Source organism: Paracoccus sp. TOH (assembly GCF_030388245.1).
Classification (GTDB): domain Bacteria; phylum Pseudomonadota; class Alphaproteobacteria; order Rhodobacterales; family Rhodobacteraceae; genus Paracoccus; species Paracoccus simplex.
Window position 1 is genome coordinate 1,287,940 of sequence record NZ_CP098361.1, and the last position, 21,412, is coordinate 1,309,351.

The 21,412-nt window shown below is 68.8% G+C and carries 24 protein-coding genes; 16 read left to right on the top strand and 8 right to left on the bottom strand.

Features of this window, described 5'->3' with window-relative positions:
- The first annotated feature begins 1 nt into the window (after window position 1).
- The 6 genes from ccmB to NBE95_RS17040 all read left to right on the top strand — a co-directional run bounded on the left by ccmB (window position 2) and on the right by NBE95_RS17040 (window position 4,327).
- The gene (gene ccmB, locus NBE95_RS17015; protein ID WP_289895415.1) at window positions 2-658 is read left to right on the top strand and encodes a heme exporter protein CcmB; all 657 of its coding nucleotides are present in this window, start codon (window positions 2-4) and stop codon (window positions 656-658) included.
- A gap of 52 nt (window positions 659-710) precedes the next feature.
- Window positions 711-1,436 (top strand): heme ABC transporter permease, encoded by a 726-nt coding sequence (locus tag NBE95_RS17020; protein ID WP_019353106.1) that lies wholly within the window; start codon window positions 711-713, stop codon window positions 1,434-1,436.
- Entirely contained in the window at window positions 1,433-1,576 is a 144-nt protein-coding gene (gene ccmD / locus NBE95_RS17025; protein ID WP_019353105.1) for a heme exporter protein CcmD, read from the top strand. The genes NBE95_RS17020 and ccmD overlap by 4 nt, the downstream gene beginning before the upstream one ends.
- A gap of 13 nt (window positions 1,577-1,589) precedes the next feature.
- Window positions 1,590-2,108, top strand: coding sequence for a DsbE family thiol:disulfide interchange protein (locus NBE95_RS17030; RefSeq protein WP_289895956.1), 519 nt, complete (start codon window positions 1,590-1,592; stop codon window positions 2,106-2,108).
- Between the two features lie 180 nt (window positions 2,109-2,288).
- Entirely contained in the window at window positions 2,289-3,392 is a 1,104-nt protein-coding gene (gene hisC, locus NBE95_RS17035; protein ID WP_289895416.1) for a histidinol-phosphate transaminase, read from the top strand.
- A complete protein-coding gene (locus NBE95_RS17040; RefSeq protein ID WP_289895417.1) occupies window positions 3,392-4,327 on the top strand; it encodes a prephenate/arogenate dehydrogenase family protein in 936 nt (311 codons plus the stop codon). The genes hisC and NBE95_RS17040 overlap by 1 nt, the downstream gene beginning before the upstream one ends.
- Here the strand turns inward: NBE95_RS17040 and NBE95_RS17045 are convergent.
- Window positions 4,324-5,331: a DUF2125 domain-containing protein gene (locus NBE95_RS17045; protein WP_289895418.1), complete on the bottom strand. Its 1,008-nt coding sequence runs from the start codon at window positions 5,329-5,331 to the stop codon at window positions 4,324-4,326. The two genes, NBE95_RS17040 and NBE95_RS17045, sit on opposite strands and share 4 nt — an antisense overlap.
- A 94-nt stretch (window positions 5,332-5,425) precedes the next feature.
- On the opposite strand from NBE95_RS17045, the gene NBE95_RS17050 reads away from it, so the two are divergent.
- The 3 genes from NBE95_RS17050 to NBE95_RS17060 all read left to right on the top strand — a co-directional run bounded on the left by NBE95_RS17050 (window position 5,426) and on the right by NBE95_RS17060 (window position 9,040).
- Window positions 5,426-5,995, top strand: coding sequence for a gamma-glutamylcyclotransferase (locus NBE95_RS17050; protein ID WP_289895419.1), 570 nt, complete (start codon window positions 5,426-5,428; stop codon window positions 5,993-5,995).
- A gap of 65 nt (window positions 5,996-6,060) precedes the next feature.
- Window positions 6,061-7,659 carry a hypothetical protein gene (locus NBE95_RS17055; RefSeq protein ID WP_289895420.1) on the top strand — a complete coding sequence of 533 codons (1,599 nt, stop codon included), beginning with the start codon at window positions 6,061-6,063 and terminating at the stop codon, window positions 7,657-7,659.
- Window positions 7,649-9,040 carry a peptidoglycan -binding protein gene (locus NBE95_RS17060; RefSeq protein ID WP_289895421.1) on the top strand — a complete coding sequence of 464 codons (1,392 nt, stop codon included), beginning with the start codon at window positions 7,649-7,651 and terminating at the stop codon, window positions 9,038-9,040. Before NBE95_RS17055 ends, NBE95_RS17060 begins: the two co-directional genes overlap by 11 nt.
- Here NBE95_RS17060 and NBE95_RS17065 read toward each other — a convergent pair.
- Both NBE95_RS17065 and NBE95_RS17070 read right to left on the bottom strand, forming a co-directional pair.
- Entirely contained in the window at window positions 9,037-10,011 is a 975-nt protein-coding gene (locus NBE95_RS17065; protein WP_289895422.1) for a glycosyltransferase, read from the bottom strand. The two genes, NBE95_RS17060 and NBE95_RS17065, sit on opposite strands and share 4 nt — an antisense overlap.
- Before the next feature lie 248 nt (window positions 10,012-10,259).
- Complete coding sequence (locus NBE95_RS17070; RefSeq protein ID WP_289895423.1) at window positions 10,260-10,814, bottom strand: NYN domain-containing protein; 555 nt, start codon at window positions 10,812-10,814, stop codon at window positions 10,260-10,262.
- Window positions 10,815-10,826: 12 nt separating this feature from the next.
- On the opposite strand from NBE95_RS17070, the gene folK reads away from it, so the two are divergent.
- From folK to NBE95_RS17090, 4 genes are all read left to right on the top strand, one after another.
- A complete protein-coding gene (gene folK, locus NBE95_RS17075; protein WP_289895424.1) occupies window positions 10,827-11,420 on the top strand; it encodes a 2-amino-4-hydroxy-6-hydroxymethyldihydropteridine diphosphokinase in 594 nt (197 codons plus the stop codon).
- A 70-nt stretch (window positions 11,421-11,490) separates the two neighbouring features.
- Window positions 11,491-11,847: a DNA-directed RNA polymerase subunit omega gene (gene rpoZ / locus NBE95_RS17080; RefSeq protein WP_289895425.1), complete on the top strand. Its 357-nt coding sequence runs from the start codon at window positions 11,491-11,493 to the stop codon at window positions 11,845-11,847.
- A 21-nt stretch (window positions 11,848-11,868) separates the two neighbouring features.
- On the top strand, window positions 11,869-13,986 hold the full coding sequence (locus tag NBE95_RS17085) for a bifunctional (p)ppGpp synthetase/guanosine-3',5'-bis(diphosphate) 3'-pyrophosphohydrolase (RefSeq protein ID WP_289895426.1): 2,118 nt from the start codon (window positions 11,869-11,871) through the stop codon (window positions 13,984-13,986).
- Window positions 13,987-13,998: 12 nt separating this feature from the next.
- Window positions 13,999-14,649, top strand: a complete 651-nt coding sequence (locus NBE95_RS17090; protein WP_289895427.1) for a DUF2062 domain-containing protein — start codon at window positions 13,999-14,001, stop codon at window positions 14,647-14,649.
- Here NBE95_RS17090 and NBE95_RS17095 read toward each other — a convergent pair.
- The 3 genes from NBE95_RS17095 to NBE95_RS17105 all read right to left on the bottom strand — a co-directional run bounded on the left by NBE95_RS17095 (window position 14,646) and on the right by NBE95_RS17105 (window position 18,087).
- A complete protein-coding gene (locus tag NBE95_RS17095) occupies window positions 14,646-15,956 on the bottom strand; it encodes an FAD-binding oxidoreductase (RefSeq protein ID WP_289895428.1) in 1,311 nt (436 codons plus the stop codon). The two genes, NBE95_RS17090 and NBE95_RS17095, sit on opposite strands and share 4 nt — an antisense overlap.
- Before the next feature lie 65 nt (window positions 15,957-16,021).
- The gene (locus NBE95_RS17100; RefSeq protein WP_289895429.1) at window positions 16,022-17,380 is read right to left on the bottom strand and encodes a glutamine synthetase family protein; all 1,359 of its coding nucleotides are present in this window, start codon (window positions 17,378-17,380) and stop codon (window positions 16,022-16,024) included.
- The gene (locus NBE95_RS17105) at window positions 17,377-18,087 is read right to left on the bottom strand and encodes a type 1 glutamine amidotransferase (RefSeq protein WP_289895430.1); all 711 of its coding nucleotides are present in this window, start codon (window positions 18,085-18,087) and stop codon (window positions 17,377-17,379) included. The genes NBE95_RS17100 and NBE95_RS17105 overlap by 4 nt, the downstream gene beginning before the upstream one ends.
- A gap of 141 nt (window positions 18,088-18,228) precedes the next feature.
- Here NBE95_RS17105 and NBE95_RS17110 point away from each other — a divergent pair, with 141 nt between their 5' ends.
- The 3 genes from NBE95_RS17110 (at window position 18,229) to NBE95_RS17120 (ending at window position 20,625) form a co-directional block, all read left to right on the top strand.
- On the top strand, window positions 18,229-19,356 hold the full coding sequence (locus NBE95_RS17110) for an aminotransferase class V-fold PLP-dependent enzyme (RefSeq protein ID WP_289895431.1): 1,128 nt from the start codon (window positions 18,229-18,231) through the stop codon (window positions 19,354-19,356).
- Between the two features lie 112 nt (window positions 19,357-19,468).
- Window positions 19,469-19,897: a DUF883 C-terminal domain-containing protein gene (locus NBE95_RS17115; RefSeq protein ID WP_289895432.1), complete on the top strand. Its 429-nt coding sequence runs from the start codon at window positions 19,469-19,471 to the stop codon at window positions 19,895-19,897.
- An 8-nt stretch (window positions 19,898-19,905) separates the two neighbouring features.
- A complete protein-coding gene (locus tag NBE95_RS17120) occupies window positions 19,906-20,625 on the top strand; it encodes a phage holin family protein (protein ID WP_289895433.1) in 720 nt (239 codons plus the stop codon).
- A gap of 57 nt (window positions 20,626-20,682) precedes the next feature.
- Here the strand turns inward: NBE95_RS17120 and grxD are convergent, their stop codons facing one another.
- Together grxD and NBE95_RS17130 are read right to left on the bottom strand one after the other, a co-directional pair.
- A complete protein-coding gene (grxD, locus tag NBE95_RS17125; RefSeq protein ID WP_019351557.1) occupies window positions 20,683-21,045 on the bottom strand; it encodes a Grx4 family monothiol glutaredoxin in 363 nt (120 codons plus the stop codon).
- 42 nt (window positions 21,046-21,087) lie between these two features.
- Window positions 21,088-21,330, bottom strand: a complete 243-nt coding sequence (locus NBE95_RS17130; RefSeq protein ID WP_019351556.1) for a BolA/IbaG family iron-sulfur metabolism protein — start codon at window positions 21,328-21,330, stop codon at window positions 21,088-21,090.
- Window positions 21,331-21,412 lie beyond the last annotated feature (82 nt).

Sequence of the window (21,412 nt, forward strand, 5' to 3'; positions counted from 1 at the left end):
GATGAAGGCGCTGCTGATCCGCGACCTGCGGCTGGCCACGCGCGCCGGAGGCGGCTTCGGGCTGGCGCTGGCCTTCTTCCTGATCGTCTGCACGCTGGTCCCCTTCGGCGTCGGCCCGGAAGGGGGCACGCTGTCGCGCATCGCGCCCGGCATCCTGTGGGTCGGGGCGCTGCTGTCCTGCCTGCTGTCGCTCGACCGCATCTTCGCGCTGGATTTCGAGGATGGCAGCCTGGATCTGCTGGCGACCGCGCCGCTGCCGCTGGAGGGGACGGTGGCGATCAAGGCGCTTGCGCATTGGCTGGTCACCGGCCTGCCGCTGGCGCTGTCGGCGCCGGTCTTCGGCCTGCTTCTGCACCTGCCGGGGCCGGCCTATCCCTGGCTGGTGGCCTCGCTGATCCTCGGCACGCCGGCGCTGTCGATGCTGGGCGCCTTCGGCGCGGCGGTGACGGTGGGGCTGCGGCGCGGCGGGCTGCTGCTGTCGCTCTTGGTGCTGCCGCTTTACGTGCCGACGCTGATCTTCGGCGCCGAGGCGGTGCGGCGCGGCGCCGCGGGCGCCGATCCGGGCGCGCCGCTGGTCTTCCTGGCCGCGATCACGCTTGCCACCCTGGCGCTGGCGCCCTTTGCCGCGGCCGCCGCGCTGCGCGTCAATCTGCGGTGAATACGACCTCTGGCCACTTGAGCGGGCGGCGCGCCCGGTTTACGGAGCAATCATGTCGATCTGGGAATATGCCAACCCTGTCAAGTTCATGCGCGTATCGGGCGCGATCCTGCCATGGGTTGTGGCGGGGGCGGCGCTCTGCACCGTCGCCGGGCTGGTCTGGGGATTCCTGACGCCCCAGGACTACAAGCAGGGCGCGACGGTCAAGATCATCTTCCTGCATGTGCCCGCCGCGCTGATGGCGATCAACATCTGGCTGATGATGCTGGTCACCTCGCTGATCTGGCTGGTGCGGCGCCACCATGTCAGCGCCCTGGCCGCCAAGGCCGCGGCGCCGGTGGGCGCGGTGATGACGCTGATCGCGCTGATCACCGGAGCGATCTGGGGCCAGCCGATGTGGGGAACCTGGTGGGAATGGGATCCGCGGCTGACCTCGTTCCTGATCCTGTTCCTGTTCTATCTGGGCTACATGGCGCTGTGGGCGGCGGTCGAGGATCCCGACAGCGCCGCCGACCTGACCGGGGTGCTGTGCCTCGTGGGCTCGGTCTTCGCGCTCCTGTCGCGCTATGCCGTGAATTTCTGGAACCAGGGCCTGCACCAGGGCGCCTCGCTGTCGCTGGCGCCGGGCGAGCGGATGTCGGCGGTCTATCGCTATCCGCTTTACCTGACCATGCTGGGCTTTTTCCTGCTGTTCCTGGCGCTGCTGCTGATCCGCACCCGCACCGAGATCCGCCGCCGCCGTCTGGCCGCGCTGCTGGCAAGGGAGAACCGCGCATGACCGAGCTTGGCAAATACGCCACCACCGTCCTGGCCGCCTATGGTGCGAGCCTGGTGCTGCTGGTCGGCATCATCGTGCAGACCGTGCTGGCCAATGCCCGCGCCCGTCGCGAATTGCAGGAGTATGAACGCCGTGGCTAGAATCTCGCCGATGATGCTGCTGCCGGTGGCGATCTTCGCCGGCTTCGCCGGGCTGGCCGGCTGGGCGCTGCTGCGCGACGATCCCGATGCGCTGCCGTCGGCCATGGTCGGGCGCGAGGCGCCCCCGGTCGGCGCGAGCACGCTGCCCGGCAAGCCGCAGCTGACGGACGCCATGCTGCGCCAGCCGGGGGTGAAGCTGGTGAACTTCTGGGCCAGCTGGTGCCCGCCTTGCCGGGCCGAGCATCCGACGCTGACCGAGCTTTCCGCCCGGCTGCCGGTCTATGGCGTCGACCTGAAGGATCCCGAATCCGCCGCGCTGGGTTTTCTGTCCGAACATGGCGACCCCTATCACGCGCTGGCCAGCGACCCGCGCGGCCGGGTGGCGATCGACTGGGGGGTGACCGCGCCGCCCGAGACCTTCATCATCGACGGCGCGGGCCGCATCCTTTATCGCCATGCCGGCCCGCTGGTGCGCGAGGATTACCAGAACCGCTTCCTGCCCGAGCTGGAGAAGGCGCTGGCGGCCGAGTGACGGCGCCGCCTGTGCCAGATCGAGGTTGCCCGGGTCTTCGGGAAGGAAGAAGACCCGGGGTGGCGCCTTGGGGTGCCGTCGCATGGGTATTTGGAAAACGGTGAAAGCGCCGGCGCGGCGGTAAGGCTTTCCAAGCCCTGCGGCGGGCGCTAAGACGGCCGGGCTTGCAAGAGGGCCGCCATGTCGCAGAACCAGACGACCATCGCTCCGCAACCCGGCATCCTGGAGATCTCGCTTTACGAAGGCGGGGCCTCGAAGGTGGCGGGAGTCGAGAATGTCGTGAAGCTTTCCTCGAACGAGAACCCCTTCGGGCCTTCGGACAAGGCGCGCGAGGCGGTGATCCGCGCCGCCCATGCCCTGCATCGCTATCCCAATACCGACCATGCCGGGCTGCGCGCCGCCATCGGCGAGGTGCATGGGCTGGACCCCGACCGCATCATCTGCGGCGTCGGGTCGGACGAGATCATCCATTTCCTCTGCCAGGCCTATGCCGGGCCGGGAACCGAGGTGCTGTTCACCGAGCACGGTTTCCTGATGTATCGCATCTCTGCCCATGCGGCGGGGGCGACCCCGGTGCAGGTGGCCGAACGCGACCGGGTGACCGATGTCGAGGCGCTGATCGCCGGCGCGAGCGAGCGCACGCGGCTGATCTTCGTCGCCAACCCGAACAACCCGACCGGCACGATGATCGGCCTGCCGGAACTGGAGCGGCTGGCCCGCGCCGTGCCGCAGGCCATCCTGGTGGTCGATGCCGCCTATGCCGAATATGTCGAGGATTACGACGGCGGCGCCGAGCTGGCGACCCGGCTGCCGAACGTGTTCATGACCCGGACCTTTTCCAAGATCTACGGTCTGGGGGGCTTGCGCGTCGGCTGGGGCTATGGTCCGCGCGAGATCGTCGATGTGCTGAACCGCATCCGCGGCCCCTTCAACCTGTCCCATGTCGCGCTGGAAGGCGCCGAGGCCGCCATGCGCGACCGCGAGCACATCGGCCGCTGCCAGGCCGAGAATGCCCGCATGCGCGCCTGGCTGGCCGAGGCGCTGGCCGAAAAGGGCGTGCCCTCGGACACCTCTTGCGCGAATTTCATCCTGGCGCGCTTTGCCGATGCCGGGACGGCGGGGGCCTGCGACGAGTATCTGAAGGCCCAGGGGCTGATCGTGCGGCGCGTCGCCGGCTACGGTCTGCCGCAATGCCTGCGCATCACCGTGGGCGACGAGGCGTCCTGCCGGCGCGTGGCGCATGTCATCGGCCAGTTCATGGCCGAGCGCGCGGAGAGCCGCTGATGGCCGCGATCTATGACCGGGTGGCGCTGATCGGGCTGGGGCTGATCGCCGGCTCGATGTCGCTGGCCATGCGCGAGGCCGGGCTGGCGCGCGAGGTGGTGGGCCATGCCCGCAGCCCCGAAACCCGCGAGACCGCGCGCCAGATCGGGCTGGTCGATCGCGTGACCGAGAGTGCCGCCGAGGCGGTGGAGGGTGCCGACCTGGTGGTGCTGGCGGTGCCGGTCGGCGCCATGGGCGCGGTCGCGGCCGAGATCGCGCCGCATCTGAAGCCGGGCGCGACGGTGACCGACGTCGGCTCTGTCAAGCAGGCGGTGATCGAGGCGGTGGCGCCGCATATCCCCGAAGGCGTGCATTTCATTCCCGGCCATCCGCTGGCCGGGACCGAGCATTCCGGCCCGCGCTCGGGCTTTGCGGCGCTGTTTCGCAACCGCTGGTGGCTGCTGACCCCGGTCGAGGGCAGCGACCCGGCGGCGGTGGAACGGCTTTCGGCGCTGGTGCGGGCGATGGGTGCCAATGTCGAGGCGATGGATGCCGCGCATCACGACCTGGTGCTGGCGGTGACCAGCCACACGCCGCATCTGATTGCCTATACGATGGTGGGGGTGGCCGATCATCTCAAGCGCGTCACCGAAAGCGAGGTCATCAAGTATTCCGCCGCCGGCTTCCGGGACTTCACCCGGATCGCCGCCTCGGACCCGACCATGTGGCGCGACGTGTTCCTGCAGAACAAGGAGGCGGTTCTGGACATCCTGGGCCGCTTCACCGAAGAGCTTTTCATGCTGCAGCGCGCCATCCGCATGGGCGACGGCCCGCATCTGCACGATTACTTCACCCGCACCCGGGCGATCCGCCGCGGCATCATTGAGGCCGGGCAGGACACCGCGGCGCCGGATTTCGGCCGCAGCCTGGCCGCCGGCGAGGCACCGAAGCCCTAGCGGCGCGGAAAGACCGGCGCCGGGCCCAGCGTCAGCGGGCCCAGGCTCGTCTTGCCGTCGGCGAAGGTCAGCGGCAGGCGCAGTTCGCCCGCCGCCGGGGGCGGGAAGCGGAAGCCGGCAGCCTCGGGCAGCGGCTGCGCCGAGATGGTTTTCAGCATGGTCCCGGCCAGTGTCACCAGCTTCGGCGGGATCAGCCCGGCCGTGGCCGCGGCCTGCAGAAGCGGCCCCGCATCCCTGGTATAAAGCGCGACCCGGCCCTGGGCCCGGCCCTGGGCATCGGCCTGGACGCGGCCGAGGATGCGCGTCTGCAGCGCCCCCAGCCGCAGCTCGGCATCGTCGAGGCGCAGCCCCACCGGCAGCGGTGCCAGATCGGGGGTCAGGGTCGATGGGCGGGGCAGGGCGTCCAGCCAGACCCTGCCGCTGGCGGTCAGGCTCAGCCGGCCGGGCAGGGGCAGGGCCGCGAACAGGCCGGGCTCGAGCTGATCCACGGTCAGGTCCAGGTCATAGGCCGCAGCGGCTGCCGGCGGCGCATCCGCCTCAAGCGCTGTCAGCCGGGCGTCGGCGCGCAGCCCTTGGGCCAGATCCCGGCCTTCGACCGTCAGCGGCCCGGCCGCGAGTCCGGCCGACGCCATGCCCAGCCCGTTCAGCGGTTGCAGCCGCAGCCGCGCCGAAGCATCGGTCATGCCCAGCTGCAGCGGGCCAGGGCCGGAATCCAGCGTGGCGCGGGCCGGCAGGGCCAGCCGCAGCTCGGTCGGGCGCAGCGGGTTCAACCACAGCTCGGCCTGCGGCAGGGCCAGCGTGCCGGCATCCGTCCGCAGCTCCAGCGCGGCGGCCTGCACGCCGATCCGCCTTGGGTCGCGCAGTTCCCGCACCGCGCCCAGGCCGAGCATGGGCTGTTCGGCCGCGATCTGGCGCAGTTGCTGGGCCATCAGGCTTTCGCCGCCCAGCCAGAGCCCGCCCAGAAACAGGGCAAGAACGACAAGGGGGGCAAGCAGTCGGCGCATCGGATCCTCGCGGCTGGTCGTGGCGTCTTGGAACGCCGGTCAGGCTGTCCTAAGTTTTTCCTGACCGAAAGTATGTAGGGCACCGGGGTAAAGAATGGGTGAACGGCCGGAGCATTGGGTCTTTGCCTATGGCTCGCTCATGTGGGATCCGGGCTTTCCCGTCGCGGAGATGGTGACGGCGCGGGTCGAAGGCTATGCGCGCAGCTTCTGCCTGCGCTCGGTGGTCTATCGCGGCACCGCCGAGACGCCCGGCCTGGTGCTGGGTCTGGATGCCGAGCCGGGGGCGCATTGCATCGGCCTGGCGCTGCGCGTGGCCGAGCCGGACTGGCCCGAAACGCTGGCCGGCCTGCGCGCGCGCGAACTGACGACCAATGCCTATGCCGAGCTTTTCCTGCCCTTGGCGCTGCAGGATGGCCGCAAGGTCAAGGCGATCGCCTATGTGATCCGCCGCGACCATGACCAATATGCCGGCTTGCTGGATTCCCGCGAGCAGGCCGAGATCATCGCCCGAGCCCAGGGCGGGCGCGGACCGAATGCGGAATACCTGTTCAACACCGCCATGCATCTGGCGCAGATGGGGATCGAGGATCTGGCGCTGGCCGAACTGGCCGACAGGGTGCGCGGGTTGCTGCGTCCCGGCAGCGGATCGGGGCTCGGCCCTTAGCAGCGCTTGGCAGGGCCGGATCGGGCCACTACAGTCGGGGCCGGAAGCAGGGAAGGAAGTGTGACTTGTCCCGATCTGATGCTGAGCCGCCCTCGCCGCCGCCGCCCGCCGCGCCCGAAGGCCGCCGATCCCGCGCCGCCCGGCTGGCGGCGACGCGCGGTGCCGGGCCGGGGGTGACCGGCCCCTCCCAGCCGCAATTCTCGCAACCCGTCCGGCAGATCGTGCTGATGCTGATCGTGCTGGCGCTGGTGGTGGCCGGGGCCTGGTTCGCCTATGGCCGGATCCTGTCGATCTTTTCTTCGAACAGGGCGCTGAACGGGCTGATCCTTGCCGTCTTCGTCATGGGCGTGCTGGGCTGCTTCTGGCAGGTGGCCGAACTGGTCAAGTCGGTCAGCTGGATCGAACGATTCGCCGCCCGCCGCGGCAATGCCGCCGAGCGCGGCGTCAGCGCGCCGGAACCGGTCGGACCGGACGAGGCGCCGCGGCTGCTGGCGCCGCTGGCGGCGCTGCTGGGCCAGCGTGGGCGGGCGGGCGGCGTGATCTCGACCGAATCGTCGCGCTCGATCCTGGAATCGGTGGCGACGCGGATCGACGAGGCGCGCGACATCACCCGCTATCTTGCCAACCTGCTGATCTTCCTGGGGCTTCTGGGCACCTTTTACGGCCTTGCCACCACGGTTCCAGCGGTGGTCGACACCATCCGCGCCTTGGCCCCGAAGGACGGCGAGACCGGGATCGAGGTGTTCAACAAGCTGATGACCGGGCTGGAATCGCAGCTCGGCGGCATGGCCACGGCCTTTTCCAGCTCGCTTCTGGGTCTGGCCGGTTCGCTGGTGGTGGGGCTGCTGGAGCTGTTCGTGACCCATGGCCAGAACCGCTTCTACCGCGAGCTCGAGGAATGGCTGTCGGGCTTTACCCGCATCGGTCTGGGCGGCGCCGAGGGGCAGGGGCTGGGCGAGGCGGCGCTGGCCGGTTTCGTCGAGCGGGTCGAGACGCAGCTGGCCGGATTGCAGGATTTCTACCGCCAGCGCGACGAATTGCGCGACGAGGAAGCCTCGGCCGCCGACCAGCGGACGCTCTCGCTGGTCGAGGGGGTCGAGAAGATGGCCGGGCTGTTCGGCGCGGATCGCGACCGGCTGGGCGCGACACTGACGGCCGAGCGCGAGGCGGTGGCGCAGGCGCTGGCCGGGCTGGAGCGGCGGCTTGGCGATCTTGCCGAACCGCGCCACGACCCGGCGCTGGCGCAGGCGCTGGAGCGGATCGGCCAAGGGCAGGCTCGTCTGGTCGCACTGGCCGAGATACCGCAGCCAGCGCCGGACGGTGCCTTGGCCGAAGCGCTGCAGCGGCTGGCCGAAGGGCAGGCTCGTCTGGCGGCACTGGCCGAGACCCCGACGCCGATCCCGGCACCGGACAATGCCCGGCTGGTGCGGGCGCTGGAGCGGCTGGCCGAGGGCCAGGACCGCATCATCGAGCTGGGCGTGCAACGCCCCGCCTCGGGCGACGATCCCGAGGCGCGGATGCGGCTGCGCTCGATCGACGTGCAACTGGGCCGGCTGGTCGAGGAAGCGGCCAGCGGCCGCGACGGCCTGATCTCGGAACTGCGCGAGGACATGGCGGCGCTGACCCGCGCCATCCGCAACCTGGAGCGTGGCGATGGGGCTTAGCCGGGGCGGCGGCAACCGTTTCTCGGCCACGATCTGGCCGGGCTTCGTCGATGCGATGACCGCGCTTCTGATGGTCATGATGTTCGTGCTGACCATCTTCCTGCTGGTGCAATCGGTGCTGCGCGACCAGATCACCACCCAGGACAGCGAACTGGACCAGTTGGGCCGGCAGGTGGCGCAGCTTTCGGATGCGCTGTCCAGCACGCAGGCCCGCGCCGCCACGCTGGACCGCGACCTGACCGCCGAACGCGAGCGGCTGCGCCGCTCCGAGCAGGCGGTGGCCGGCGCCCGCTCCGAGATCGACGCCCAGACCGAGGCCGCCCGGCTTGCCGCCGCCCGCCGCGAGGCGCTGGAGGCGCTGATCGGCGACCTGCGCCGCCGCAATACCGAGACGCAGCAGCAACTGGACGAGACCGAGGCCGCGCGGCTGACCGATGCCGCCGCCGCCCAGGCGCTGCGCGAGCGGCTGGCGAAATCCGATGCCGAACTGGATGCCGCGACGCTGGAGCTGGAGGCGGCGCGCAAGCAGGCCGAGGAGACGCTGACCCTGCTCGCCGCCGCCGAGGCGGCCAAGAAGGACCTGGGCGAGAAGGCCGAGACCCAGGCCAGCGAGGCCGAGAAGCAGGCCGGCCTGCTGGCGCTGGCGCAGCAGAAGCTGTCCGAGCAGGAGGCGCTTTCGACCGAGGACCAGCGCCGCGTGGCGCTGCTCAACCAGCGGGTGGCGCAGCTCAACGACCAGCTGGGCAGCCTGCGCGCCGTCTTGGACGCGGCGGGCGAAGAACGCCGCGAGGCCGACCTGCGCACCGAGGATCTGGGCCGGCAGCTCAACCTCGCCCTGTTGCGCGCCGCCGAGGAGGAGCGCAAGCGCCGGGCGCTGGAGGAGGAGGCGCGCGCCAAGGCCGAGGCCGAGGCCAAGGACCTGGCGCGCTATCGGTCCGAGTTCTTCGGCCGGCTGTCGCAAATCCTGGCGGGGCGCGAAGGGGTGCGGGTGGTGGGCGACCGCTTCGTGTTCTCGTCCGAGGTGCTGTTCGCGCCGGGCGAGGCGACCCTGTCGCCCGGCGGACGCGAGCAGATCGCCCGCGTGGCCGAGCGGCTGAAGCAGATCTCGGCCGAGATCCCGGCCGAGATCGACTGGATGATCCGGGTGGACGGCCATACCGACAGCCAGCCGCTGTCCGGGCAGGGACGCTATCGCGACAACTGGGAGCTGAGCCAGGCCCGGGCGCTGGCGGTGGTGCGCTACATGGTGGACGAGCTGGGCTTCCCCGCGACCCGCCTTGCGCCTGCCGGCTTTGCCGATACGCGGCCGGTGGCGCCGGGCGACACGCCCGAGGCCCGCGCCCAGAACCGCCGCATCGAGCTGAAGCTGACCGAGCGCTAGGCGCGCGGATCGAGCAGGGTGTATTCGTCGGGGAAGCGGTTCAGATAGCGCAGCATCGGCCCGGCCGCGCGCCATTGCCGCAGCAGCGCCGCCCGCAGCGCCCCGACGCGCGGCCAATGCCGCGCCCGTGCCCCGGCGGGGCGTGGCGCGTCGGGGAAATGCCGGGCCAACACCTCGGCGAAGGCGGCGCGCATCCGCATCGGCACCACCCCGGCCGCCTCGTCGCGCCAGGGTTTCGCGGGGCCGATGAAATGGATCAGGCAGGGATCGGCCATGCTGGTCAGATGCGACGAGGCCCAGGTGAACTGCCAGTTCCACAGCGGGCTGATCTCGGCCCAGTCGCCTTTCAGCGTGCCGTTCAACAGCGCCTGATCCCGTCCCAAACCCCGCAGGTGCTGGCGGGCGAAGCCGGCAAGTCGGGCAGGCAGATCCTGCGCCGCAAAGGCTTCGGTGTCGATCATCACCACGCCCGCGTTGAAATAAGGATGCGCCGGCTCGCCCAGTTTGCGGAATTCGGCCACGCGGCGCTGCGGGCTGCGCCATTGCCGGTTGTCGCGCACTGCCGCCACCGCCCGGCCCAGCATATCCGCCCGCATCAGCCGCGCCGGATCGCCGCGCTCGTAAAGGATGTCCGCGTCCAGCACCAGGATGCGGCGATAATGCCCGGCCAGCGCATGGCCCAGGAAGACCCCCATATAGGAGGCGAGCGAGCGTCGCGCGTCCAGGGGCAGCGCCTCGGCCAGCGCCTCGTCGCGCGCCGCGACCTGGCCGATGCCGGCGCGGGACAGGCTGGCGGGCAGGTCCAGGGGATCGGGACTGCCGATCAGCACATCGTAATCCCGCCCCGGCCTGGCCGCCAGTGCCAGCGCCGGCGTGGCGGCATAGGGCAGATAGGCCGCATCGCAAGCGATGGCGACCGCCCTGTCGGAGCCGTGACGGAAATCGGACGCGAAGACGGGGGCAAGAGCCATCGGCACCTCGACTGGGCGTGATCCGCGCCGAAGGCGATGCCCGAAGGCTGCCGCGGCGCCCTGCTCAACGTCTTGGCGGGGCGGCGGGTTTCATGGAACCGGGTTCGCGGGCTTGCATAGCCAAGGCACGATACCGCCCGCCGGCGCCGCCACGGCCAAGCCCTTGCGGGCCGGCCTTGCTGCAAGGCGGACGGGCTGCGGAATCGGCGCGCTCGAACGAGGGGCGCTGGCCCGCCAAGGGGGCAGGGTCAGCTGTCCTGGGGGGTGGCGGCTTCGCGCGGCGGGCGGCCGATGATGTCGCGCAGGGCGTCGAGCTCGATGAAATTGTCGGCCTGTCGGCGCAGCTCGTCGGCGATCATCGGCGGCTGGCTGCGCATGGTCGAGACCACCGAGACCCGCACGCCCTGGCGCTGCAGCGCCTCGACCAGCGGCCGGAAATCGCCGTCGCCCGAGAACAGCACCGCATGGTCCAGCCGCGGCGCCAGTTCCATGGCGTTGATCACCAGCTCGACATCCATGTTGCCCTTGACCTTGCGGCGCCCCAGCGCGTCGGTATACTCGCGGGCGGGCTTCGTCACCATCGAATAGCCATTGTAATGCAGCCAGTCGACCAGCGGGCGGATCGGTGAATAATCCTCGTTTTCCAGCAACGCTGTATAATAATAAGCGCGGATCAGCTTGCCGCGCCGCTCAAATTCCTGCCGCAGCAGCTTGTAGTCGATATCGAAACCCAGCGACTTTGCCGCAGCGTAGAGATTCGACCCGTCGATGAACAACGCCAGCCGGTCGTCCTTGTAAAACACGATTCCCCCGAGATGTCTCGTAACCCAATCCAGAAGGCGAACTTAGCGTTGGTTGCACTGGGTGCAAACCTACCTAGTTCGGCAGGTATTCCGGCGGAAAACCTGCGTTTTGCCCTCGAAAAGATCTTGCAATTACCGCAGGTTGTGCCGGTGGCGGTCAGCCGATTCTGGACCACGCCGGCCTATCCGGCCGGTTCCGGTCCCGATTATGTGAACGCCGCTGCCGCATTTCTGTGCACCATGCCGCCCGATGCGCTGCTGGCCGAGCTGCACGCGATCGAGGCCGGGCTGGGCCGCAGCCGCGAGGGCGCCCGCTGGCAGGCACGCGGCCTGGACCTGGACCTGCTGGCCTATGACGGCCTGGTGCTGCCCGACGCCTCGGTCCAGGACCGCTGGCGCGGTCTGCCGCCCGAGGAACAGCCGCTGCACGCCCCCGAGCAACTGGTGCTGCCGCATCCGCGCATGCAGGACCGCGGTTTCGTGCTGGCCCCCCTGGCCGAGATCGCGCCGGGCTGGGTGCATCCGCGCCTTGGCCGCAGCGTGGCGCAGATGCTGGCGGCGCTGCCGGCCGGGGCGCTGCAGGGCATGAGACCCGCAAGCGCTTGACATTTCCGGATCGAGGCACCAAATATCCGGCTTCGCCCCTGCACCCCGATTCCAGCTGATAAGGTGACCGATGGCCCGCGTTACAGTCGAAGATTGCGTCGACAAGGTTCCGAACCGTTTTGACCTGGTGATGCTGGCGGCCCATCGCGCGCGTGAAATCGCTGCGGGCAGCCCGCTGACCGTGGATCGCGACAACGACAAGAATCCCGTCGTCTCGCTGCGCGAGATCGCCGACGAGACCCAGCCGGTGGACGAGTTGCGCGAGCGCATGATCGAGTCGAGCCAGACCCAGATCGAGGTCGACGAGCCCGAGGAGGACGCGATGGCGCTGCTGCTGGGCGCCGAGATCGACCGCCCCAAGCCCGCCGACGAGGAATCGGAAGAGCGCATGCTGCGCATGATGCTGGAAGCGCAAGGCAGGAACTGAGCATAAGGTCTTCGGCTGAACATGATCGACGTCGAAGACCTGATCGCGCTTATCCGCAATTACAACCCGCGCACCAATGCCGAGTTGATCCGCGACGCCTATGAATACGGGCGTCGCATGCATGAGGGGCAGTTCCGCCACTCGGGCGAGCCTTATTTCACCCATCCCGTCGCCGTCGCCGCCATCCTGACCGAGATGCGGCTGGACGACGCGACGATCATCACCGCGCTGCTGCACGACACCATCGAGGACACCCGCTCGACCTGGTCCGAGGTGTCGCAGATGTTCGGGCGCGAGATCGCCGATCTGGTCGATGGCGTGACCAAGCTGACCAACCTGCAGCTGTCCGGCGCCCACTCCAAGCAGGCCGAGAATTTCCGTAAGCTTTTCATGGCGATGTCCCGCGATCTTCGCGTGATCCTGGTCAAGCTGGCCGACCGCCTGCACAATATGCGCACCATCAAGTCGATGCGGCCGGAAAAGCAGCTGCAGAAAGCGCGCGAGACCATGGACATCTTCGCGCCGCTGGCCGGCCGGATGGGCATGCAATGGATGCGCGAGGAACTGGAAGACCTGGCCTTCAAGGTCATCAACCCCGAGGCGCGCAATTCGATCATCCGCCGTTTCGTGTCGCTGCAACGCGAATCCGGCGACGTGATCCCCAAGATCACCGCCGATATCCGCGCCGAGCTGGAGCGCGAGGCGATCGAGGCCGATGTCTATGGCCGCGCCAAGCGCCCGTTCAGCATCTGGCGCAAGATGCAGGAAAAACAGCTTTCCTTCTCGCGCCTGTCGGACATCTACGGCTTCCGCATCATCACCCGGACCGAGGCCGACTGCTATCGCACGCTGGGCGTCATCCACCATCGCTGGCGCGCCGTGCCGGGCCGGTTCAAGGATTACATCAGCCAGCCCAAGGCCAACGGCTATCGCTCGATCCACACCACGGTCTCGGGCCGCGACGGCAAGCGGGTCGAGGTGCAGATCCGCACCCGGCAGATGCACGAGGTGGCCGAGGCCGGCGTCGCCGCGCATTGGGCCTATCGCGACGGCGTGCGCACCGAAAACCCCTTCGCGGTCGATCCGGGCGAATGGATCGCCAGCCTGACCGAGCGTTTCGGCGAGGAAGATCACGACGAATTTCTCGAGCATGTGAAGCTCGAGATGTATTCCGACCAGGTGTTCTGCTTCTCGCCCAAGGGCGACGTGATCCCGCTGCCGAAAGGCGCGACGCCGCTGGATTTCGCCTATGCGATCCATACCCGGCTGGGCTCGTCCTGCGTCGGCGCCAAGGTGGACGGCATCCGCGTGCCGCTGTGGACGCGGCTGAAGAACGGCCAGTCGGTCGAGATCATCGCCGCCTCCGGCCAGCGGCCGCAGGCGACCTGGCTCGACATCGTGGTCACCGGCCGCGCCAAGGCCGCCATCCGCCGCAGCCTGCGGCAGGAGGACCGGACACGCTTCATCCGCCTCGGCTCGGAACTGGTGCGGGTGGCCTTCGAGCATGTCGGGCGCAAGGTCAGCGACAAGGCGCTGCGCACGGCGGCCAAGACCATGGCGCTGCCCGACACCGACGAGCTGCTGGCGCGCATCGGCAGCGCCGAGATCTCGGCCCATGACGTGCTGACCACGCTTTATCCCGAACTGGCCGAGAAGCGCAGCGAGATCGACGCCAAGCGCGCCGTCGCCGGGCTGGAGGCCGACCAGGAATTTACCCGCGCCCCCTGCTGCAACCCGCTGCCGGGCGAGCGCATCGTCGGCATCACCTATCGCGGCAAGGGCGTGGTGATCCATGCCATCGACTGCCCGGTGCTGGCCGAGTTCGAGGACAGCCCGGAACGCTGGGTCGATCTGCACTGGCGCGAGGGCCAGCACCCGGCCGCCTATTCGACCATGCTGTCGTTGACCATCCGCCACGATGCCGGCGTGCTGGGCCGGATCTGCACGCTGATCGGCGCGCAGGGCGCCAATATCTCGGACCTGGAATTCATCGACCGCAAACCGGATTTCTATCGGCTGCGCGTCGAGATCGAACTGCGCGACCGCGAGCATCTGCACACGCTGCTGACCGCGCTCGAGGCCGAGAGCGACGTGGCGCAGGTGTCGCGCATCCGCGACCCCTCGGCCCATGTCGCCTGAGGCGGGCCGCACATGTTCAAGCGCCGCAAGCCGCTGAGCTATGCTCAGATGTGGACCGAGATGTTCTACCCGCGCTCGGGCTGGAAGCGGGCGTCGAAATACGTGCTGCATCGGCTGCGCCGCCTGCCGGACCAGCCACATCGCGTGGCGCGCGGCTGGGCCTGCGGCATCTTCATCTCGTTCACGCCGTTCTTCGGCTTCCATTTCATGGGCGCGGCGGCGCTGGCCTGGCTGATCCGCGGCAATATCCTGGCGGCGCTCTTGGGCACCTTCGTCGGCAACCCGCTGACCACGCCCTTCATCGCGCTGACCTCGGTCGGGCTCGGCCGCTGGATGCTGGGGGTCGAGGGCAAGTTCACCCCGCATCTCATCTTCGGCGAATTCGCCCGCGCCGGCGGCGAGCTGTGGAACAACCTGCTGGCGCCGCTGAGCGCCGAGCGCACGGCGCATTGGGACCAGCTGCTGCAGTTCAACGAGCAGATCTTCCTGCCCTATGCGGTGGGGGGCATCCTGCCCGGTCTCGCCGTCTCGGTGGCGGCGCATTACCTGACCGTGCCGCTGATCCGCGCCTATCACCGCCACCGCGAACGGCAGATGGCCGAGCGCATCGCCCGCGCCAAGGCCCGGCGCGAGCGCGAACTGGCCGGGAAATCCGAAGGCTAGAAGCCCAGCCGGTCGCGCAGCGAATACCAGCCCATGCCGGCGACCAGCAGCGGCCAGCGCAGCGCCGCGCCGCCGGGGAAGGCGGGCGAGGGCAGGGCGGCCATGGTGTCGAATCCCTCGGCCTGGCCCTGCACCGCCTGCGCCATCAGCTTGCCGGCCAGCGTCGCCAGCGCCAGCCCGTGCCCGGAATAGCCGCTGGCCGACAGGCAATTGGGCGCCGGGCGGGCGAAACAGGGCATCCGGTTCATGGTGATCGCCAGCGTGCCGCCCCAGGCATGGGTCAGCGCCACATCGGCAAGGCCCGGATAGATCTCCAGCAGCGGCTTCCTGACCTTGGCGGCGATATCGGCGGGAAAGCGATAGCTGACATTCTCGCCGCCGCCGAAGATCAGCCGTCCCTCGGGGTCCAGCCGCCAGTAGTTCACCACGAATTTCGTGTCATGCACGCCGATGGGCCGGGTCAGCACCTCGGCGGCGCGCGCGCCCAAAGGCTCGGTCGCGGCGATGAAATTGTTGATCGGCATGACGCGGGCGGCGATATGGCTGTCGAGATGGCCCAGATAGCCATTGGCCGCCAGGATGACATGGTCGCAGATCACCCGGCCCTTGCCGGTCTGGACGATGCTCTTTTCGCCGGCCTTCTGGCCGTGGCGGATGTGGTGGACATGGCTCAGCTCGCGGATCCGGGCGCCGGCGGCATCGGCCAGCCGCGCCATGCCGATGGCCAGGTTCAGCGGGTTGAGATGCCCGGCGCCGCGATCCAGCTCGCCGGCGACATAGGCCTCGGACGGCACCAGCGCGCGGAATGCGTCGCGGTCCAGCGCTTCGATCCGGCCATAGCCGTAATCGCGGGCCAGCTTGTCGATCAGGGCGCGGGCATGGTCGAGCTCGGCCGGCTTGCGAAAGGCATGGGCGATGCCGTCCATCACCGGCACGCCGGCGCGGGCGGCCAACTCGCGGGTCAGCCGCTTGGCCTCCTCGGCCATGTCCCACAGGCGGCGGGCGGCCTCGCGCCCGGCCATGGCTTCCAGCTCGTCCACCTCCAGCCGCTGGCCCGAGCCGAGCTGGCCGCCATTGCGCCCCGAGGCGCCGAAACCGACGCGATGCGCCTCCAGAACCGCCACCTCGCGCCCCGCCTCGGCCAGGTGCAGCGCCGCGGAAAGACCGGTATAGCCGGCGCCGACCACCACGACATCGGCGCGTTCCTCGCCCCGCTGCTCGGGAAAGGGCGGCAGCGGATCGCGGGTGGCGGCATAGAGGCTGGGCGGATATTCCCCCAGCCGATCGTTGGAAAACAGCAGGTTCATGCTCCGGCTTTCACCGTTTCTCAAATACCCATCCGAACGGTCCAGACCTCCCGCCCGTGCCGATTTCACACGTTCAGCAGCAGGTGCTCACGCTCCCACGGGCTGATCACCTGCAGGAATTCCTTGTATTCGTTTCGCTTGACCGCCTGGTAGACGTCGATGAACTCGGAGCCCAGCACCTCGCGCATCGGCGCGCTCTCGTCCATCAGATCCAGCGCATCGCCCAGGTTATAGGGCAGCCCGTCCTCGGACATATAGGCATCGCCCAGGCATTCCGAACGCGGATTCTCCGCCTCGATCAGCCCCAGATAGCCGCAGGCCAGGCTGGCGGCGAGGCCCAGATAGGGGTTGCAATCCATGCCCGCCAGCCGGTTCTCGACCCGCCGCGCCTCGGGGCCCGAGATCGGCACGCGCAGCCCGGTGGTGCGGTTGTCGCGCCCCCATTCCAGGTTGATCGGCGCCGCGAAGTCAGGGACGTAACGGCGATAGCTGTTGACATAGGGCGCCAGCAAGGCCACCGCCGCCGGCAGGTGCTTCTGCATTCCGGCGATGAAATGCAGGAAGGCCGGCGTCTCGCGTCCCTGTTCGTCGGAAAAGATGTTGCGCCCGTCCTCGATCCCGACCACGGAATGGTGGATATGCATGGCGCTGCCGGGCTCGCCCTCGATGGGCTTGGCCATGAAGGTGGCGAAACAGTCGTGGCGCAGCGCCGCCTCGCGGATCAACCGCTTGAAATAGAAGATCTGGTCGGCCAGATGCACCGGGTCGCCATGGTTCAGGTTGATCTCGACCTGGCCGGCGCCGCCTTCCTGCAGGATGCCGTCGATCTCGAAGCCCTGCGCCTCGGCGAAATCGTAGATGTCGTCGATCACCTTGCCGTATTCGTCCACCGCCGACATGGAATAGGCCTGTTTGGCGGCGGCGCGGCGGCCGGTGCGGCCCATGGGCGGCATGATCGGCTGGTTGGGGTCGATGTTGCGCGCGACCAGGAAGAACTCCATCTCGGGCGCGACGATCGGGCGCCAGCCCTTCTGCCGGTAAAGATCGACCACCCGCTTCAACACGTTGCGCGGCGCGATCGGCACCGGTTTGCCGGACTGGTCCGAGACGTCATGGATCACCAGCAGCGTCACGTCCGCCGTCCAGGGCGCCGCCGTCGCGGTCGAAAAATCCGGCGTCAGGATCATGTCCGGCTCGGTGAAGGCGCCCGAGGGATTGTCGGCCCAGTCGCCGGTGATCGTCTGCAGGAAAATCGAGTTCGGCAGGTAGAAGCGTTCCTGATGCGCGAATTTCGACGCCGGCATGGCCTTGCCGCGCGCCACCCCGGCGATGTCGGCGACGATGCATTCCACCTCGTCCAGCCGCCGCCCGGCGACGTAATCCTGGGCGGCCTGCGGGGTCTCTTCGATCCAGTGCGATTTCATGCGGCACCCTGTTTCATCTGCGCCGCAAAGACGCGCGGAGCCTTGAAGAAGGCCTCGATCCGGTCGGCGATGCTGCCCGACTGCAGCGGTCCACCCAACCGTGCCTGCGCCTGCTGCTGCAGATCCTCGGGCACCACGCCTCTGGCGCGATGGTCGATCAGCCCCTGGATGAAGGCATCCTCGAATTCCGGATGCGCCTGCACGGTGAAGGCGCGGGTGTCATAGACCAGCGCCGCGTTCTCGCAGAAGGCGTTGCTGGCCACCACCTCGGCATCGGCCGGGCGCTCGGCCACCTGGTCCTGATGCCAGGCGTTCAGCGTCACCGGCTCGCCGCCGAAATCGTAATCCTGCGGGCCGACCGCCCAGCCGCCGGGATGCTTCGCGACCTTGCCGCCCAGGGCCTGGGCGATGATCTGGTGGCCGAAGCAGATACCGACCATCGGCACATGCGCGGCATAGGCCTTGCGGATGAAATCCTCGAGCGGCGGGATGAAGGCGTGCGCTTCATAGGCGCCATGGCGCGAGCCGGTCAGCAGCCAGCCGTCGGCATCGTGGACGCTTCCGGGAAATTCCATGTTCTCGACATGGTAGCTGGTGAAGTCGAAGCCCCGTCCGGCCAGGAGCCGCTCGAACATGGTGTCATAGTCACCCAGTTCGCCGCGCAGAAGCTCGGGCGATTGGCCGCATTTGAGAATGCCGATACGCATGGATTGGCCTGTCGGTTGTTCGCCCTCAAGCTAGTCGCCGGGGCGCTTGCCGGCAAGGGGCTGCGACTTTCCGCGGGGCTGGCCCATGCCGGCGGGCCGCGCTAGGCTTGCCCGCAGGATCAGCAGGACAAAGGATTGACCATGCCCGGACTTCGCCCAGATGTGGACCCCGAGGGGTTGCAGGAATTCTCGGTCGTCTTCACCGACCGCTCGCTCAACCACATGTCGCAGAAATTCCAGGGCGCGATGCGCGACATCTCGGCCACGCTGCGCGAGGTCTATGGCGCCGAGGCCGTGGCCCTGGTGCCCGGCGGCGGCACCTGTGCGATGGAGGCGGTGGCCCGCCAATTCGGCCGCGACGCCCATGCGCTGATCGTCAGGAACGGCTTTTTCAGCTATCGCTGGAGCCAGATCTTCGAGACCGGCGGCTTTGCGCGCGAGACGACGGTGATGTCGGCGCGGCCGGCGGGGAACGAGGTGCGCGCGCCCTTCGCCCCGGCCCCGATCGAGGAGGTGGTGGCGAAGATCCGCGACAGCCGGCCCGATGCCGTCTTCGCCCCGCATGTCGAGACCGCCTCGGGGATGATCCTGCCCGACGACTATATCCGGGCGCTGGCGACCGCCGCGCATGAGGTCGGCGCGCTGATGGTGCTCGACTGCATCGCCTCGGGCGCGATCTGGGTCGACATGCGCGAAACCGGCGTCGACGTGCTGATCTCGGCGCCGCAAAAGGGCTGGTCGGCCTCTCCCTCGGCCGGGATGGTGATGTTCTCGCCCCGCGCGCTGCAGCGGCTCGAGACGACCTCCAGCGACAGTTTCGCGCTGGATCTGAAGAAATGGCGCGCGATCATGAAAGCCTATGAGGACGGCGGCCACGCCTATCACGCCACCGTGCCGACCGACGCGCTGATCGGCCTGCGCGACGCCATGGCCGAGACCCGCGAAATGGGCTTCGAGGCCGCGCGCGAGGCACAATGGCGGCTGGGCGGTGCCGTGCGGGCCGAACTGGCGCGGCGCGGGCTGCGCTCGGTCGCGGCCGAGGGTTTCGCGGCGCCGGGGGTGGTGGTCTGCCATACCGACGATCCCGAGGTCTCGACCGGCCGGAAATTCCTGGCCGAGGGCTACCAGATCGCGGCCGGCGTGCCCCTGCAGATCGGCGAGGGCGAGGGGTTCCGCAGCTTCCGCATCGGGCTTTTCGGGCTCGACAAGCTCAAGGATGTCGACGGCACGCTGGCGCGGCTGATCCCGGCCTTCGACGCGGTGTTCTGACCCGCCGGCCCGGGCGCGTCCGCGGGGACAAAGCGTCGCAGGGCTGGAACAATCCGCGGGGCTCGACCGTTGGCTTGCCGAACTGGGAGACTGTCTTTGAAAGGAGACAACCATGGCGAACAAAGAAGCGACCCCCGAAGAGCTGAAAGCCGAAGCGCGCAAGGCGGCCGACGAGATCGGCCGCCACGCCCGCCGCGCCGCCGACGAGGCGAGCGAGGCTTTCGAGACCGCGCGGGATCGTGGCACCGACCTTTACGAATCGGCCCGGGAAAAGGGCGCCGAATTCGTCGATTCGGCCCGCAAGCGGGGCGAGGAATATCTCGAGGGTGCCCGCGAGCGCGGTCATGACTATGCCGAGCGTGCCCGCCGCGAGGCCCGGCGCATCTATCGCGAGGGCGAGCGCCGCGCCGGCGAGGTCGCCTCCCATGCCGAGGATTATTACGACGAGGTGTCGGGCGCGGTGCGCCGCAACCCGGCCCAGGCGCTCGGCATCGCCGCCGGCCTCGGCTTCCTGCTTGGCCTGATCATCGCGCGCCGCTGAGCCCGCCGATGTTCGATTACACCAGGAACCTGCAGCTTGCCGTGACGGACAGGCTGCGCCGCGCAGGGCTGATGGCCGGCGCAGGGGCCGTGCTGCTTGTCGCGGCCGGCTTCCTGCTTGCGGCGCTGTGGACCTGGCTGGCCTATCATCTGCATTGGGGCCCGCTGGGGGCCTCGCTGGCGATCGGCATCACCTTCCTGCTGGCCGGGCTGGTGATGATGCTGATGGCCCGCCACGAGCGCCACCGGCTGCCCCGCACGGATGAGTTGAAGGCCGAGATCGAACAGAAGCTGACCATCGCCGCCGATATCGCGGTCGAGAAGGCCACCGGCGCGGCCGATGCCGCGCTGGAGAAGGCTTCGCAAAAAGCCAGCCACCTGATGCAGCAGGCCGAGCAGCGCGTCCACGCCGTTGCCGACGGCATCTCCTACAAGGCCGACCGTTTCGCCGATCGGGCCGAGGCACGGGTCCAGGGCGCGGCCCGCAGCGCCGGTGAGAACGCCGCCCGCAGGCTGGGTCTGCCGCCCGATGCCATGCAGCGGCTGTCCGGGCGGTTGGGCGAGATGTCGCAGTCGCGGGCCGCCGGCCTCGCCCCGCTGATCGGGGCTTTTGCCGTCGGCATGACGCTGGCCTCGCGCGTGCAGGCCTGGCGGCACCGCGACGGCGGGGATGATGCGGAATGGGACGATGCCGGGGACTGGCCCGACGATCCCTACGACCCTTATTAACCAACGTGAAAGCCCGCCTTGTCGGCGGGCTTTCACGTCTCTGCGGTCTGGAATGCCTCAGGCGTTCGCTTCGCGGATCTTGTTCGCGGCGTCCTTGTCATAAGCCACCCCGGCCTTGTCGAGCAACTGATCCAGCTCGCCCGACAGCGTCATCTCGGTGACGATGTCGCAGCCGCCCACGAACTCGCCCTTGATATAAAGCTGCGGAATGGTCGGCCAGTCCGAGAACTCCTTGATGCCTTGCCGGATCGTCTCGTCGGCGAGCACGTTCACGTCGCGATATTGCACGTTCATGTAGTTCAGCACTCCGGCCACCCGGCTCGAGAAGCCGCATTGCGGCATTTCCTTGGTGCCCTTCATGAACAGGACGACATCATTGCCGTCGATGGTTTCCTGGATCTGCTGGCGCGCTTCGGTCATTCTGCTGGTTCCTTCCTGAAGCATGGTATGCTTGCCTGCTTTTTACTCGGGGGCCTTGGTGGTCAACGCCAGCGCGTGCAGCGCGCCTTGCGGGCCGTCCATCTTGCCCTGCAAGGCGGCATAGACGGCGCGCTGCTGCTGGACGCGGTTCTGGCCACGGAAGCTTTCGTCGATCACCTCCGCAGCATAGTGATTGCCGTCCCCGGCAAGGTCGGTGATGGTGATCTTGGCATGCGGGAAGGCAGCGCGGATCAGGGCTTCGATGTCCTGGGCTTCCATAGCCATGGCGGTTCCTTTCACTGTTCTCCATGATGTAGGCGAAGCCCGCGCAGGCCGCAAGATCACCACCTTGCCGCAGGGGCCGCAG